This window comes from Lacibacter sp. (assembly GCF_035299325.1).
GTDB lineage: Bacteria > Bacteroidota > Bacteroidia > Chitinophagales > Chitinophagaceae > Lacibacter.
On sequence record NZ_DATGWT010000006.1, the window covers coordinates 91026 to 107519 of the forward strand.

Sequence of the window (16494 nt, forward strand, 5' to 3'; positions counted from 1 at the left end):
GCACAGTTTCAGATACTAAAAAAAGAGGGTTTGAAATCCGGAATAGATGGATTGGAAATTGCTCCGAATAGTAAATATTTTTTGGGATGGTATGAGTTTAATGGAACATGTGTGATATGGGACATCCAATCGGGGCAGGAAATACAAAGGTTTAAAGATGTAAAGAGTGCCAGGTTTGCTTCCAATGGCGAAGCCATTTATTTAATCACAAAATCAGGTGATATTAAATTGGTGGATTTGCTTGGAAGAACGATGCGGCAAGTATCACGAATACCAATTAAAATAGGCGATTATAAAAAATATCATTTCCATCCCGAACAAAGCGTGTTGATTGTTGAAAATTACTACTATGATGTAAACTATGGGTTTGCCAATTTGTTGAATTATGAAGGCGACAGAAGATCTCAGTGGTATAATCAGCAAAAAAACATATTGGCAGTGCCGGATAATTTGAATAAGCGAATCAACGTCATTCAAATTCCGGGCGGACAGAAGAAATCTTTCAATTTACCTTTCAAGCCATCTTATGTTAGTGTATCAGCTTCAGGAAATCGCATGCTGGTTTTTGGAGGAGATACATTGCAGATTATGAATACTGTCGACGGAGGGTTAATGGGTCAACGAAAAACTCCCAAACAGTTTTCCAGATTGGCTGAATTAGATAGCACTGGTGAAAATCTCATCTATATGGCCACAATGGATGATGGATCACAATCGCTCATTTGCGAAAATGCCCTATCAGGAAAGCAAATCTGGAAAAGAGATTTTCAACGAAAACTTCCACCGTATGGCGAGTATATCAGGTATAGAAATTTTCAGCTTTCTTCAAACGGTAAATTAATTCTGTTGGCAAATGGCGAACAAGGAGCTTACGAGTTATTTGATGCAAGTACAGGTGCAACCATTAAGGAGTTCAACAGCTCAAAAAATGATCTGATCAAGCGTCTGGGAAAAATCGTTTCCAATCAATTGCCCATTTATTACGACGGTTACCGAATGATGCTGAATCTTGAAACAGGGATTGTTAGTGGAAAAATAAAAGATGATGAACAATATACACGCCATTTAACCGATCAAGAATACTACGAGAGTCCGATTGAGGAGCAAAAAAAATCATTTGATAAAAAATATGATTTTGTTGTTACACCTTTGTTAATGAGCGAGGCAATAAGCTGTCCGAACGGCAGTGTACGCTCTAAATTGACAATTCGGTCTACTCAGACTAAACGAACAGTTTTCACACGCAGGTGTAATTGGATTACCTATGCTGCTGCAAATGCACAAAATGTAATAGCCATACAAGAACTGCCTGTTAACGATCGGATTAATTTTTACAATTATACTACGGGGCAAAAATTATATACGATTCCGTTTAAGATAAGAATGAAAGGGGGGCATCGCCCGATGATTTTCTCACCTGATGATGCGTACCTCACTGTTCAACATGATGATGGCATTTTGTTATTTGATTTGAAAAAGAAAGCTGCTTATCCTGCAAATCTTGGCGCCAGTCCGGTTGATGCAATCGCAGGTTTTACTCCTGATAATAAATATGCGGTTGTAAGGCCCTGGAAACAATTGAAATTTCTCGATTTAGCTACCGGAGAGTACAATGAACAGTTAACGATTAATAATGTGCAGACTGGTTTTGGTGCTAATAGTGTTTCATTTACACCGGATGGCCGTTATATGTTTTACGTTGATGGTAACAGTAATCATATTCTTCAGATGTATGATGTGGGTGCCAAAAAAGAAGTTGCCGCAGTGTATGCGTTTTTAACTACCAACGACTGGGCCGTGGTTTCGCCTACAGGATTATTCGAGGCCAATGAAGGTGCGCAGAATAATGTGTACTATGCAACGTCCAATTCAATTGCGCCGTTAGGAACTGTATTCGATCAGTTCTTCACCCCTAAATTACTGCCACGTATTATAAGCGGTGAAAATTTTAAAGTACCGGATATAAATAAGTTGAAAGCAATTCCTACAGTATCCATTCTCTACAGCGAGGGTACCCGAAATCTTGTAGTGGAAAATGAGTTTGAACAGGTGGTAACAACCGGTAAAAGCACCGGGTTAATAACGGTGAAAGCGGACTGTGCGGTGGATAAAATAACAGAAATTCGTTTGTACCAAAACGGTAAACTAACAGGAACTACAAGGAATTTGATTGTTGAAGATGACATTGGGCAAAAATCAATTACACGCACTTTTAATGTAACACTTTCACCGGGCGATAATGTGTTTAGTGCTGTAGCCGTAAACTCACAACGTTCAGAGAGCAAACAGGTGTTTATTAATGCAAAGTATAAACCTGAAAATGCAGAGCCGAGGGAAAAGGTTAATCCGAAGAGTGCCCGCTTACATTTGGTTGTAATTGGTATTAATGCATATAAAAACCCGAAGTATAATTTAAACTATGCGAAAGCAGATGCCACTGCATTCAAAACAGCGATAGAAAACGGGGGCAAAGATATTTTCAGTTCAATCATCACTTATTTTATTGCAGATAACGAGGCAACGAAAGAGGGGATAAAAAATGTATTGGAAAAAGTAAAGGCAAATGCCGCTGCTGATGATCTGTTTATATTTTATTATGCCGGTCACGGAGTGTTGGATAATAAAAATGAATATTTTTTAGTACCCCATGATGTAACACAGTTATATGGAAACGACCAGATGATGACTCAGCTTGCAGTAAGTTCTACTCTCATTCAACTTTATTCAAAAGATATAAAGGCACAGAAGCAATTGTTTATACTTGATGCATGCCAATCTGCAGGAGCATTGGGAAATGCCTTTGCAATGAGGGGCGTTGCTGAAGAAAAAGCAATAGCCCAACTTGCACGTGCTACAGGAACACATTGGTTAGTGGCGTCAGGAAGTGATCAGTACGCAACAGAGTTTACTCAACTGGGGCATGGCTCTTTTACCTACTGTTTACTGGAGGCCATGAAAGGAAATGCAGATAACGGCGATAAAAAACTTACGGTAAAAGAGATCGATGCCTACCTGCAAAATATTGTACCTGAGATAACCAAGAAATACAAAGGTACGGCACAGTACCCGGCAAGCTTTGGCAGTGGTAATGATTTTCCGGTTATTATCGTTAAGTAAACAGAAGACCGGGAGAGTGAGTGCTCATAAATTTCGAAGGTTAAAGACTAAAACGAAGGGCACACGGTTTTTCAATTGCAAAAAGCCATTAATGAATCAAATCTTAAACTCAATCTATCTTAAAATGTGCAATACCAATTTTGTGGTTACTGTTTTGATCGCCAGCGCTGCTATATTTTGTATGCGGGCCTAACTGTTGTTGCCAGGCTTGTGATGTGTTCGTTTAGATTCGATCAATGCTTTTACTTCTTCATAGCGTTGCCCGAAATGAGCAGGATTTAATAATATATCGCCCACACCATCTGTTTGAAAATTGTTGAGTTGTCCTCCGAGTAAAACCAGTTTTTGCAGTGCAGGGTTATAATTGGCTGCATATTTCTCCGGGTAGCGAAGTTTAATACCCAGTACGGGTACAGTTGTGGGGCCACCGATGTTATTGCCGGACAGTACTGAACTTTCACGTATCTCCTCAATATCTTCCCATAAAACCAACCCGCTGCTGATGCCGGCAGGTGTGTAATGAAAGCCTTTTGTTGTGGCAATAAAAAGATAGTTGGTTGTAAAAAGTTGACGGCCAAACGCAAGTAACAGGAAATGACATATGACATAAAAGAAACCGAAGATCAATTTTTCAGCAATTGTAAATTCTCCCAGCTGTTCAGGCTCAAAAATAGTTTCAGGAGAAAATAAAAGCAGATTAACCAACACCACAAATCCTAAAACAACGAGCAGGGTAATTGCCATGCCGAGCTTGTTGTGCGGTGCTTCAATCCTGATCAACGCACCAGCCAATACTTCCTTTGTGTCAATCGTTTTTCGTTTTCTGAAAAATTCACGCATTAAGGCATATACTACAAAGGCAAAAACAATCAACGGAATAATCATGAGGAGTTCTGTTAATCGAAAAAAATGCCGGGACGTTTCAGCGGCTTCCTCTTTATTGCCGGAGGTTATATACGGCCATAATGAAAATCCCACGATCAAAAGGAAAGAGGGGATGGTAAACCATTGTAATTTTTTCAGGAGCCGACGTTGATTTTCATTCATAGACATCTGTTATAAAGTGTTAAGATAAATGTTTCTTTTCATTTACGTTTTACCGAAGATGCGATGCTTAGAGTGTCAGGATATTTTTACAGGGAACAACAAACACGAACCCTGAAACATTACCGGCGTTGGTGCTGGTAAACGAAATTTTAAACCCAGGATCGTTGCTAAGTGTCATCAGTGTAACTGCAGCAAACTAATGCAAAGCAGGCAAGGGCTATGTACAGAACCCAATGGCCCGGGTGATTTAAATAATCTACCCGATTCTGATACATTAGCAGACGAGATCGTTGAAAATTCAGAAAACGGGTTGGAAAGTTTTAAAGCGATTATTGCGGGTTGAACAGGAAGTAGATTATATTTTGAGATTAGTGCCAACTTGTTTATTTATTCATGAACCTGCTGTAAATAAATTCCAGGTAATAGTTACGATACTCATGGAACAAGTTATGGGATCATTGAATTATTGCTTTATTAAAAAAAGCATCGTCCGGAATATTCTGAAACAATAAGTAATATTTCGAAAGCTGGAATAATCTGATTTACGTAAGTGATTTTTTTCAGGAATATTCCGGAAAACTGCTATATATCTGGTGAAACAAACTTTAGGATTTCGAGCATTCAATTACTAAGGTTTCATTATAAGATCGCACTGCCCAAGAGGCCGCAGTGCGCCGAACTGAATCTCGGTCAACTGTTGGTATAAATAGATGTAACAAAATTGCTGACTGTGTGTTATTTCCTGAATAAAAGGTCTTAACATTGATCAACTCATCGAATTAAAAATGTTCTTCGATTTCAGTTTTAAAAGTTCCCTGCTGTTTTTCTTCTTTTTGCATGGTTTGGTGTTTTCGGCTTTGCTATTGATCAAAGGCATACAGAATGAAAACAGGGCTGCCCGATGGTTGGGTTGTTTTACAATTTTATCTTCTTTATACATTGCCCCTTTTATGCTGGGGTATGCAGGTTGGTACTCAAAAGCACCTTACAGAGATATCTTGTTTTATGTTCCGTTTCAGCAACTTTTTTTATTGCCTCCGGTACTCTATTTCTACATTCGGAGTTTGCTGGACAAATCATTTCTGTTTTCTAAGAAGGAGCTTGTTCATTTTATTCCTGCAGGTTTCTATTTTCTATACAGCTTGATTGTTTTCATGGTTGATAAAGTAGTTCCCGGTGAAATTTTTTTCTATAAAGATGGCAAAGACAAGGACTTTTCAACCGGGTACCAGGTTGCGGGTTTCATTCTTTTTGGTTTTTATTTAATCATGAGCCTTTCAACTTACAGAAAATATAAACGAATCACCTACGATGCAGTCAGTTTTGCTGATTCGGTGATGTTTAAATGGGCACAACGGTTTTTGATTGCTTTCCTGTTGCTGCTTACGATAAGAGGCTTGTTCTTTATTCTAAATCCGGAGTGGGACGAATTCGGAAAAAAGTTCTGGTATTACATATGCTTTTCGATATTGTTTTATTACATTTCTGTTAGTGGTTATGCAAACACCGTACGCTCTGTGATTTCATTTAAAGACTCACCGTTCATTCCCGTGGGTGATATTGTTCCGGATGAGGGGCCGCCAGTTCACAAGAGTCCACTTTCAATAGTTACAAATGAACAGGATGCCGCTCCCGATCAAAAAGAAATGCTACCTGATTTGACAGACTGGAAAAAAGCTATTGAACAACTCATGCTGGTTGACAAGCTTTACGAGAATCCAGAATTAACGCTTGCTGATATGTCGGCCCAACTGGGTACCCATCCCAAAAAAGTTTCGCAGGTAATTAACCAGGGCTTTCACATGAATTTTAATGACTTTGTAAATCATTACAGAGCGAAAGCTGTGATACAAAAAATAGAGGAGGGGGAGCATACGGTACAAACATTGCTGAGCATTGGTTTTGAATGTGGGTTTAACTCCAAATCAACATTTAACCGGGCCTTTAAGCGTTATACTTCATTAACTCCTAAAGAATACATTGAAAAACACCACAGTTAATTGGTGTCAAATCATGATTTAGAGCGAACGAACCTTTGCAATAAAGCAGTTTTGTAAAAAACAGGCACAACAATGAATCAGCGTTTCTTGTCTTCCTTTTGTATTTTATTGGTATCATGCAAACTTACCCTTGCACAAATTAAAACAGGCTTTTCGGCAGATCAGGTAAAACGACTTGACTCTATTGCGACACAGGATGTTCCGAAAGGCGCCCCCGGAATTGCAACAGGGGTTGTTCGTAACGGGAAGATTGTGTATGAAAAAGTGGCAGGCTATGCGGACCTCACCGACAGTACATTGATAACGAAACAAACGAGGTTCAATATTGCATCCAACGGTAAACAATTTACGGCATTAGCTATTCTTCTTCTACTGGACGAAAAAAAGATAGGCCTAGGTGATGATATCAGACAATATCTGCCAAACCTATACAGGAATTTTAACGGGAAGATCACGATTGAAAACCTGCTGAATCATACAAGCGGAATTCGGGATGTGTATGACTTATGGTCGTTGCAGGAGCTGACATGGTGGAAGAATTCATTTTCGAATAAGGATGTGTTGATGTTGCTCGAAAAACAGACGGAATTAAATTTTACACCGGGATCAAAGTATTTGTACAGCAACAGCAATTATATATTGCTCACAGCAATTGCAGAGAAAGTGACCGGTGTTTCGTTTGTTAGCTACACAAACACGATGTTTAAGAAATTAAACATGCCCAATACATCTTTTGAAGAAGACTTTACAAAAATCCGGGGATCCATTGCGAAAGCTTATTTTAATTTTAATACATGGACAACCTATAATTGGATTTGGAATGTATATGGCGATGGGAATATTTTTTCAACACTGGAAGATCAGCTTCGTTGGGAGCAGATTTTGCAAGGTGCAATCAAATCAAACATTAAGAAACACATATTGGAACAAAGTCAACAACTTACCCAACACTCAACTATCAAAAACTATGGGTACGGACTTGAGTTTGGAACCTACAAAGGTTTGCACTATGCGTTTCACGAAGGTGCAACAGGGGCATGGAAAGCAACCGTTACAAGGTTTCCGGATAAGAAAATATCGGTAGTTACATTGACAAACACAGGAAAAGCAACACCAGACTATCAGACCAGGCAAATGGTCGATGTATTGTTGAACCTCAAGAGTAATGCAAACTATTTTATTACGAAACCAGCAAGTGCGGGTAGTTACATTAGCGAAGACGAAATGGCAGGAACTTATTTAACGGAGAATGATTTTATGTTTCAATTTGAAAAAAGAGATAGCAGTTTGTTTTTGAAAAGGCAGGGGCGTAATGATGTGCAATTAGAACGGGAAGCCGCAAATATTTTGCATCAAACATTTGATCCCGATTTTAAACAGGAGTTCAAACGAAATGAAAAAGGTGAAATGGAAGTAACAGCCTACTATACGTCACACGCACCTTACACGCTAACGAAGGTGAATCGTAACTGGACGGGGTTTGATTTCAATACACTGAATGGAAAATATTTAAACAGCGAAACGAATGTAACGATTGAAATCAGATTTCTAGATGCCATGAATTATGAAGTTAACATTGGAGAGAGAAATCGTTCAAACGGCACTTTGATTTCCCCTGTTAAATTACTGGTGAACAATTATGTCATCGAAATTGAACAGTCTGTCGGATTACCTGCTACACTTTACTTAAGAGGGGGGAGGCTGGAAAAAGTAAAGTTTATTCATGTAAAGTAAGAGCAATCAAAATCTGCATTTCATTTTGTTTTTATTCATATTTCCCTTCGGCATTTGGTATCGTGTAACTTACGGGATTATAGTACTAAAGTCTAATCGCCTGCAGATTTTTATTAACTCCTTTAATTTCAAGAACAATAAAAGGCAAATAAAACATATACTGATTCTGATCCCAAAGGATACCGGCGCAAATTCAAGTATGATGAAATTCTTGCACGAGATAAAACATCACTCGATATTAACTTGCTGAAAGATCAATCATTAGCGGGGTTAGATAACTTGCCCGATTCAGAAATATTAGCCCAAGAGATCGTTGAAAATTCAGAAGCCGGGTTGGAAAATTTTAAAGCGAATATAGCGTGGTTGAATAGAAAGTTGAGTTTATATTTTATGATCAGCGTCCGGAGTTGATTTTTTCACAAACCTGCCATAGATTGATTCCTGTTTCCTACTACGTTATTCATGGGCCAAGTTACGTGTTCATGTCTTTATTGCTTTATTAAGAAATCATTTTCCGGAATATTATGAAACAGTAAGCAATATTTCGGAATACGGAATAATCAGAACTACGTAAGTGTAGTTTTTTGCGGAATATTCCGGAAAATGCTTTAATAATTCTATCAATGAAACGGAAAGACTGTAATAGTTATATTCTATTGCAATATCATGCGGATTATTTCAGATTATTACATCAGTTAAGCCAGCCAATTCTTTTCTTGATTATCGAACATCATGTTACTTGGCTTTCTTTTTTAAAGAACTTTCTTTAACTATAAGTTTTGCCTGTAACGTCACTGTTTTCGGTTCATATTTTTCAGTCTTACAGTTTATTTGCTCTAAAAATAATTTAGTAGCTTCTTGCCCCATTTCGTAAGCAGGTAGTAATACGGTTGTCAGTTGCGGTTCAATGTAAGATATTACCGGCTCGTTAGCAAAACCAATAAAACAAATGTCAGAAGGTATTTTATAACCTTTACGCTTTACCAATAACATACTTTCAAAAGCAATAAAACTATTATAGGTAAATATTGCATCTGGTTTATTTTTCAGCGATAATAATTTTTCAATACAGTCGGCTACGCCTTCTTTAGTAAGGTTACAATGGGCAATCAGGTCTTTATCTATTTTTATTCTGCTGTTTTTTAATGCGTCTTTATAGCCATGCAGGCGTTGAATGCTATTCGATAATTTTTTTGGACCGGCAATGTGTGCAATTCTTTTACAACCATTTTCTAATAAATGATTGGTTGCCTGCATAGCTCCTTCATAATCATTTACTAAAACTTTCGACACCCGTAAATCAGCACTATGCCTGTCAAAAAAAATCAAAGGCATTCCCTTGTTTACAATATTCTGTAAATGGGTATAGTTTATTGTTTCTTTAGATGGTGCAATCAGTAAACCGTCTATACGGCTTTGTAACAAGGCATTCACTACATCTTCTTCTTTTTCACTTGATTCTTTTGATGCGCAAAACATAACATTATAACCTGCTGCTACTGCTGTTTCTTCTATGCCTTCCATGACCATCGAATAAAAGTGATGAGCTATTTCCGGTACTATAACGCCGATTGTAAAACTTCTGCTCTTTAATAAATTCAGGGCCATTGGGTTAGGATGAAAATCTAACTGCTTTGCTAATTCCAACACTTTTGTACGCATACTTTCACTGATACTGTAATGCCCTTTTAATGCCCGTGATACAGTTGTTATAGATGTATTAAGTTGCTTTGCAAGATCCTTTAAGGTAAGTTGTTTATAGCTCATAGACAGTTGAAAATAGTGTTGTAAATGTAATAGAAAATATATTTAGATCTGTCGCATCTAATGGCTGTTGGATACCTGTAAGATATTAAATCGACATGTAATTGATTGGTTGAATCAAACCGTTTTCTTTTTCTCAGTTGGTTGTATGCACAAACCTTTGTGTTTTGTTTGCACAAAGGTTTGCGTAAAAAAATACGCTCAAAAAAGTATTAAGCTGTAATTTTTCTTCAATTGCTGTGTAACATTGTTGAGTAATAAATGTAAACGTAGCCTGGTATGTTTACCATAGTTTTTGCCTTAAGATTTTTAATGCATGCTTATATGAAAAAAAGATTGTTTACTGTTATCGTTATTTTATTGTTTTCATGTGGAGCGCTTTGGTCTCAAAAATTTGAAGCTTCATGGACATCTTTGTCTGCATATAAAACGCCTGCCTGGTTTAGAGATGCAAAATTTGGCATTTTTATGCATTGGGGAATCCAGTCTGCCATGCAGGAAGATAGGCCCTATGGTGGTTCTCACTACGGACGATATATGTATGGCCAAGGTGAATACCCTCCCGAACATGAACGTTCAGTGATGGCGGAAAAGCTATTGACATGGCATACAACCACATTTGGAAATCCTTCAACTTTTGGGTATAAAGATTTTATTCCTGCTTTTAAAGCAGAAAAATGGAATCCTGATTCTTTAGTTGCATTCTTTAAACTTATTGGTGCTAAATACATTGTTCCTGTTGCTGTGCATCATGACAATTTTGACATGTATGAGTCTTTCCATCGTTGGAATGCAGTGAAAATGGGACCTAAAAAGGATATTATTAAAGGATGGAAAGAGGCTACAGAAAAACACGGATTACGTTTTGGTGTAAGTACTCATATAGACCGTGTACCATCTTTTTTCCAAACGGCCAGGAAATATGATGCTGCTAATCCTGCATATAAAGATTTCTATGCCAGCAATTATTTGATTGATTATGCTAAAGATACTGCCTGGAATAGAGTTGTATACAACCGAACAACGGAATTGATTTCAAAGTACAAGCCTGATTTATTGTATTTCGATGGCGCATTGCCCGGCATTCAGCATGGAATGAATTACGGTTTAGAAATAGCTGCGCAGTTTTATAATAATAATATCAAACAACACAACGGAAAATTAGAAGCCGTAATAAATTTAAAACACGGAGCTGATAAAAGAGCTTTTGTTTGGGATATAGAACGTGGACAGGCAGATGCTTTGCAGCAATTGCCCTGGCAAACCGATACCGACCTGTCCGGCGGGTGGTTTTATCGAAAAACAAATACACAGTTTACACCCGACGTATTAATCGGTAACCTCATTGATATTGTAAGTAAGAACGGGAATTTATTATTAAATGTTGGCTTAAAGGGTGATGGTACTTTGCCCGAAAATCAAATTGCTGTTTTAAAGGAGTTAGGTAATTGGCTTTCAATTAACGGTGAAGCAATTTATGGTACAAGACCCTGGCTTGTTTATGGTGAGGGCCCCACTAAAACTACCTCGGGGGCATTTCAGGAACAAAAAAAGCCATACACAGAAGAAGACATCCGCTTTACTGTAAAAAATAATTTCCTGTATGCATTTGTATTAAAAACTCCAGGTAAAAATATTGAAATTAAATCGCTGTCGTCCACGCTTACATTAGCTAATAAAATAGAAGCAGTTAGCTTATTAGGCAGTAATGAGATTGTGCAATGGAAACAAACACCCACAGCCTTAGAAATAAAACTGCCTTCTTCTTTACCTTCTAAATATGCCGTAGCTTTTAAGATACAGTTAGACGACAAAAGCAGGCAAACATGGGAGCTGATAATTGAATAACGATGCACACTATCTAAATATGAAAAGAAATAGTTTTCATTTGTTGCTATTGGTGAGTTTGCTGCTAATGTGTTATGGCTGTTCTGTTGCAAAGCCTGATACACAATCTATAGCTATTAAAAGGCAGCTTTTACTCAATGAAGATTTTTCAACACCTGCTGTTTACACAAAAGAATATCAAACAGTAAATGCAGGATGGAAAGTAAAACTCAGCCATGCTGAATTTATAAAAACCAGCGATGGGTTAGAAAGTAAATACAGCAGTGGCCATATGCCAGTTATTACGTATGAGGGGCAATTTGCCGATGTTGTTATTGAATTGGAATTTAGATTTTTTGAAGAGGACGGAAAGTGGGCAGCCTGCAGAGTATCGGCCACTAATCCACAATTAAATCCAAGAGCTTATGCAGTTTCTGTTTGGGCCAACCAGAATAACAAAGCCAGAAACAAAGGCATGGTTTTAGAACATGATGAATGGAAGCCAGGTATAATTACCGAGGTAAACAATAAAACCGGAAACTGGCAATCTGGTAAATGGTATAAGCTCAGGCTTGAGATAATTGGTAACTATGTGCGGGCAACTTGTAACGGCATAACTGTAAGTGGTAGTCATGAAAAATTTGGTATTCCAAAAACTAACATTTACCTGGGAGTAGGCACCTGTAAACACCAGATAAAAAATTTTAAGGTGTACGCCGCTGAAAAAAATCCTGCTAAAAAAATATAAGCTGTTTATGTTTAATAAAATTTCTGCATACAGGTGGTTGTTATTACTTTTTATGCTGATGCCAGGCGTGTATGTTGTTGCTCAAAAAAATAAAGTATGCAACGTTTTGGAATACGGCATTGTTGGAGATAGCATTGTAAACAACACAACAGCCATACAAAAATTAATAGATGATTGCAGCGCAAAAGGGGGTGCCACGATTTTATTTCCAAAGGGGCAATATATTGCCGGTACCATTTTACTTAAGAATAATATTACGCTGTTAATAGAAGAAGGCGCCAGTTTAATTGGCAGTACTGATATTAATGATTATCAGTTGGTAGATCCATTTAAAACAGGTAACGGTGCAAGCATGGGTTATTGTTTTATTGGAGCTGTTGATGCAGTAAATGTTAGTGTTACCGGCAAAGGGCGCATCAATGGTATGGGGAAAACATTACTTGATATCGCTGGCAAAAGCAAGCGTCCTTTCCTGATGCGCTTTGTAAGAACAACAGGTATTACGGTAAAAGATGTTTTTTTAACCAATTCTGCAGCCTGGACATGTCATTTTTTTGCCAGCAAGAATATTCAAATCTCAGGGGTAAGTATTTATTGTAAGGGGCTTGGTAATAATGACGGGTTTGATATAGACTGTTCTCAAAATGTAACGATCAGCAACTGCGATGTGAATACGGGAGACGATGCTTTGTGTTTTAAAACCACATGGAGTAAAATGCCTTGTAAAAATATTGTTGTCAGAAACATGCGTTTATCCAGTAATCATGCAGGCATTAAATGGGGTACCGAATCTATGGCGGCTTTTGAAAATATAAAAATATCCAACGTATATATTTATGACACCAGGAACGGCGGTATTAAAATGAATAGTGTAGATGGTGCTCAAATCAGGAATGTAGAAATTACTGATGTTGAAATGAGTAATGTACGAACACCTGTCTTAATTCGCCTGGGAGCAAGATTAACAGTATTTCGAAAAGAACAAGACAGCCGGCAACCTGTTGGCACTATTGAAAATATTGTGTTTCGAAACATAAAAATGAAGGCTGCTGCTGACGCACAATTAAAACCACCCACCGGTATTTTAATAACCGGTATTCCTGATCACTATATTAAAAATATAACGCTGCAAAATATACAGCTTTCGATTGTTGGTGGCGGAAATGCGGAACTTGTTACACAAATTGTTCCTGAAGCTGAAAAAGAATATCCAGAGGTTCGTCTTTTTGCTCCGGCCGTACCGGCAGTTGGAATTTGGGCCCGACATGTAAAAGGGTTAACGATTTCCGGGTTCTCACTTCAAACCGAATACCCGGATTTTCGTCCGGCAATTTTTGGTGAAGATGTTGCCAATACTTCAATTACCAATAGTGACTTGCCTGTTGCTGATAGCGCTTTGGCAGTAGTAGTTTTAAAAGATGCGGTACAGGCGTTGATAGAAAATAACAAAGGGAAAGGAAATAGTAAAGCCATCGTACATATCGCTGGAACGGTAAATGATCGTATAACTATTGGAAGAAATACTTTCAATGCTGTTAAGAAATACAGTCTTGAGGGAACGGTAGAAAAAAACAGTATCATAATAAAAAATTGATCAAAACAATGGGTGAGTATAAAAAAAGTGTACTGGTGATTGGTGTTTGGTTTACAATGGCTATGCAAACAGTACAAGCACAGGAAGCTTCGTTTGCCAGTATAAAAAACTATATACAGCCTGCTGTAAGAGAGGGAGGTTTTAAAATGGACAATTATTTTTTATGGTGCCCATCTGTTATTAAAGTAGGTGACACATATCACATGTTTGCTTCAGCTTGGCCAATCGATTTGGGAATGGCCGGATGGACAAAGGAGTCGCTTTGTATTCGGGCTACGTCAAAAAAATTACTTGGACCTTATACATTTCAGGAGGTGGTTTTACAAAAGCGGGAAGGCGAATGGGATAATGACCGGGTGCATAATCCTAAAATTGTAAAGGCCGGTAATAAATATATCTTGTATTACATTTCATCTGCTAATGAAACTGGCTATGCAGAAGCTGATAATATTACTGGTCCATGGACCCGTTCTGACAAAATAATTTCCTGGAGTAACCCTGCACCATTCATTCACAAAGATGGTAGTGTTTACGTGTTTGGCAGGTTATCGACAAATATTAAAGGCCAGCAAATACGAACTGCCAGAGCTGTTAAGTCAACTTCATATAAAGGGCCTTATAAAAATGTAACAAGTGATACAGTAACTAATTTATTACCTGATAATTACGAATTGGAAGACCCGACAATTTGGTGGGCAAACAATATGTATCATGTTATTTGCACCGACTTTAATGCCAAAGCAACCGGACAGAATAAAGCTGGTATTCAATATTACTCAACAGATGGCATTCGGTTTCATTTACTAACCAAGATGCCTGTAAGCTCAAAAACCATTTCTTACGACGATGGGGTTGAAGAAACGTTTAAGCGGGTGGAACGGCCTTTTGTTTACGTAGATGAAAAGGGGATAGTGAAGGCTTATTTTTTGGCTTGCATGACTACAGATAACAAAGGCATAATAGTAGCACACCCGGTAAACGATTATAACGCAGGAAAGAGTAAGTAAAACAAATTAAACGTTTGGTTATGAAACGAAGACGATTTATTGAACAAATGAGTTTAACTATAGCGGCTGTAACGTTTTCTCGGGATATTTCTGCTTCAAACAGCCAAAAGAAAAATTTGCAAACAAGCAAGCGTTTGAAGACCTCCAAATTTTCTCACCGTTTGCCTAAAAGCGATCAAAATTATAAACGTTCTAAAAACTACATAGAAGATATTCCAATTCCTGAATACACCTGGGCCAGTGATGAAGCTTACGAAAATTTTAATGACCTGAAATATGGTATACGTATTCACTGGGGTATCTACTCTATCTGGAATTTAAATGGCGAATCATGGTCGTTTCTGGGTAACAGGGTACCTGATATAAACTTTGCGAAAAAGGCTGAATATAATAATCTGTATAAAACCTGGAACCCTGTTGGTTTTAATGCTGATGAATGGATGGCTTTTTTTAAAGATGCAGGTATGAAAATGTTTGCTTTTACAACCAAGCATCACGAAGGCTTTTCAATGTTCGACACTAAAACAACGATTAAAAAACGAGTAAACTGGATTGCACCAGGTGGGCCTGAAATTGAAGACTGTAATTTGGCTTATAGTATTATGGAAACTCCTTTTAAAAGGGATATCGTAAAGGAGTTATGCGATTCTGCAAGAAAACACGATTTAAAAATAGATTTATACTTTTCGCATTCAGATTTTTACGATGCCGATTTCAGACCCTATGGTTATCATCCCTTACAAATTCCGTCCAGTGAAGAGTGGTGTAAAGCAAAAGCAGATGATGAGCCTGAAACAGAATTTACCAGAACAAAAGCTCGCCAAAAAGCATATCTAACAATTGTGCCTGATCCAACACCTGAAGAAGAAGCAAGAATGATAGCAAGGCACAGGGATCAGCTAAAAGAATTATTAACTAATTACGGAACGATAGATATGCTGTGCCTTGATATTTGGCTGGGCCCAAGAGTTTGGCCACAAGTAAGGCAAACTTTATTAGAGCTCCGCAAAATTCAACCTAATGTAATGTTCAGAGCAAGAGGTATTGGTAATTATGGAGATTATTACACACCTGAACGTTTTATACCAGGCGGTAAAGAAAATTCTGATACACCCTGGTTTGTAATAGACCCGTTGGCCAGTTCTTTTTCTTACGATGCAAAACCTCAAAATTATAAAAGTGCCAAATGGGTGGTGAATAGTTTGGTTGATGCTGTTTCAAAAGGTGGAAACTTTATGGTGGGTATTGGGCCTGATGAAAAAGGTAAATTTTCACCTGCTGCTATTGCTCAATTAATACAAGCGGGTAAATGGCTAAAAAATAATGGCTCTGCAATATATGCCACACGGGCACGGGAAGGCGAATTGTGGAAAGAAGGCGATAATATAAGGTTCACCAGATCAAAAGATAATACGATTATTCATGCTATATGCTTTGAATGGCCCCAAAACGAATTGGTTATTACAAGTGTTGAACCAAAAACAGATGCTTTTATTTACCTGCAGGCAAAGGTGCCCCAAAAATTAAGTTGGGAGTATCAAAGAGGCAGGGGCTTGGTTATTAAAACACCAGATAATTTAAAAGATTCTATTCCTGCCGAAGAACAACTGGCTTTTACATTTTCAATTCCTGTTTAAATCATTTTTCCAATAGCGA

10 protein-coding genes are annotated in these 16494 nt (G+C 37.8%); 8 read left to right on the top strand and 2 right to left on the bottom strand.

The window, feature by feature from the left end:
- The first annotated feature begins 30 nt into the window (after positions 1-30).
- Positions 31-3117, top strand: coding sequence for a caspase family protein (locus VK159_RS05670; protein WP_324229163.1), 3087 nt, complete (start codon positions 31-33; stop codon positions 3115-3117).
- A 189-nt stretch (positions 3118-3306) separates the two neighbouring features.
- Here VK159_RS05670 and VK159_RS05675 read toward each other — a convergent pair whose 3' ends face one another.
- Positions 3307-4164, bottom strand: coding sequence for a hypothetical protein (locus VK159_RS05675; RefSeq protein WP_324229164.1), 858 nt, complete (start codon positions 4162-4164; stop codon positions 3307-3309).
- Positions 4165-4949: 785 nt separating this feature from the next.
- Between VK159_RS05675 and VK159_RS05680 the strand changes: the two genes are divergently transcribed.
- Together VK159_RS05680 and VK159_RS05685 are read left to right on the top strand one after the other, a co-directional pair.
- The gene (locus VK159_RS05680; protein ID WP_324229165.1) at positions 4950-6164 is read left to right on the top strand and encodes an AraC family transcriptional regulator; all 1215 of its coding nucleotides are present in this window, start codon (positions 4950-4952) and stop codon (positions 6162-6164) included.
- A gap of 72 nt (positions 6165-6236) precedes the next feature.
- The gene (locus VK159_RS05685; RefSeq protein ID WP_324229166.1) at positions 6237-7898 is read left to right on the top strand and encodes a serine hydrolase domain-containing protein; all 1662 of its coding nucleotides are present in this window, start codon (positions 6237-6239) and stop codon (positions 7896-7898) included.
- A gap of 735 nt (positions 7899-8633) precedes the next feature.
- On the opposite strand, the gene VK159_RS05690 is transcribed toward VK159_RS05685, so the two are convergent.
- Positions 8634-9665 (bottom strand): LacI family DNA-binding transcriptional regulator, encoded by a 1032-nt coding sequence (locus VK159_RS05690; protein ID WP_324229167.1) that lies wholly within the window; start codon positions 9663-9665, stop codon positions 8634-8636.
- Between the two features lie 321 nt (positions 9666-9986).
- On the opposite strand from VK159_RS05690, the gene VK159_RS05695 reads away from it, so the two are divergent.
- Genes VK159_RS05695 through VK159_RS05715 form a run of 5 tightly spaced genes read left to right on the top strand, consistent with a single transcriptional unit; the run spans position 9987 to position 16475 of the window.
- A complete protein-coding gene (locus tag VK159_RS05695) occupies positions 9987-11510 on the top strand; it encodes an alpha-L-fucosidase (protein WP_324229168.1) in 1524 nt (507 codons plus the stop codon).
- A gap of 19 nt (positions 11511-11529) precedes the next feature.
- Positions 11530-12237 (top strand): family 16 glycoside hydrolase, encoded by a 708-nt coding sequence (locus VK159_RS05700; RefSeq protein ID WP_324229169.1) that lies wholly within the window; start codon positions 11530-11532, stop codon positions 12235-12237.
- 7 nt (positions 12238-12244) lie between these two features.
- A complete protein-coding gene (locus VK159_RS05705; protein WP_324229170.1) occupies positions 12245-13831 on the top strand; it encodes a glycoside hydrolase family 28 protein in 1587 nt (528 codons plus the stop codon).
- Positions 13832-13839: 8 nt separating this feature from the next.
- On the top strand, positions 13840-14838 hold the full coding sequence (locus tag VK159_RS05710) for a glycoside hydrolase family protein (RefSeq protein WP_324229171.1): 999 nt from the start codon (positions 13840-13842) through the stop codon (positions 14836-14838).
- Positions 14839-14858: 20 nt separating this feature from the next.
- Positions 14859-16475, top strand: coding sequence for an alpha-L-fucosidase (locus tag VK159_RS05715; RefSeq protein WP_324229172.1), 1617 nt, complete (start codon positions 14859-14861; stop codon positions 16473-16475).
- Positions 16476-16494 lie beyond the last annotated feature (19 nt).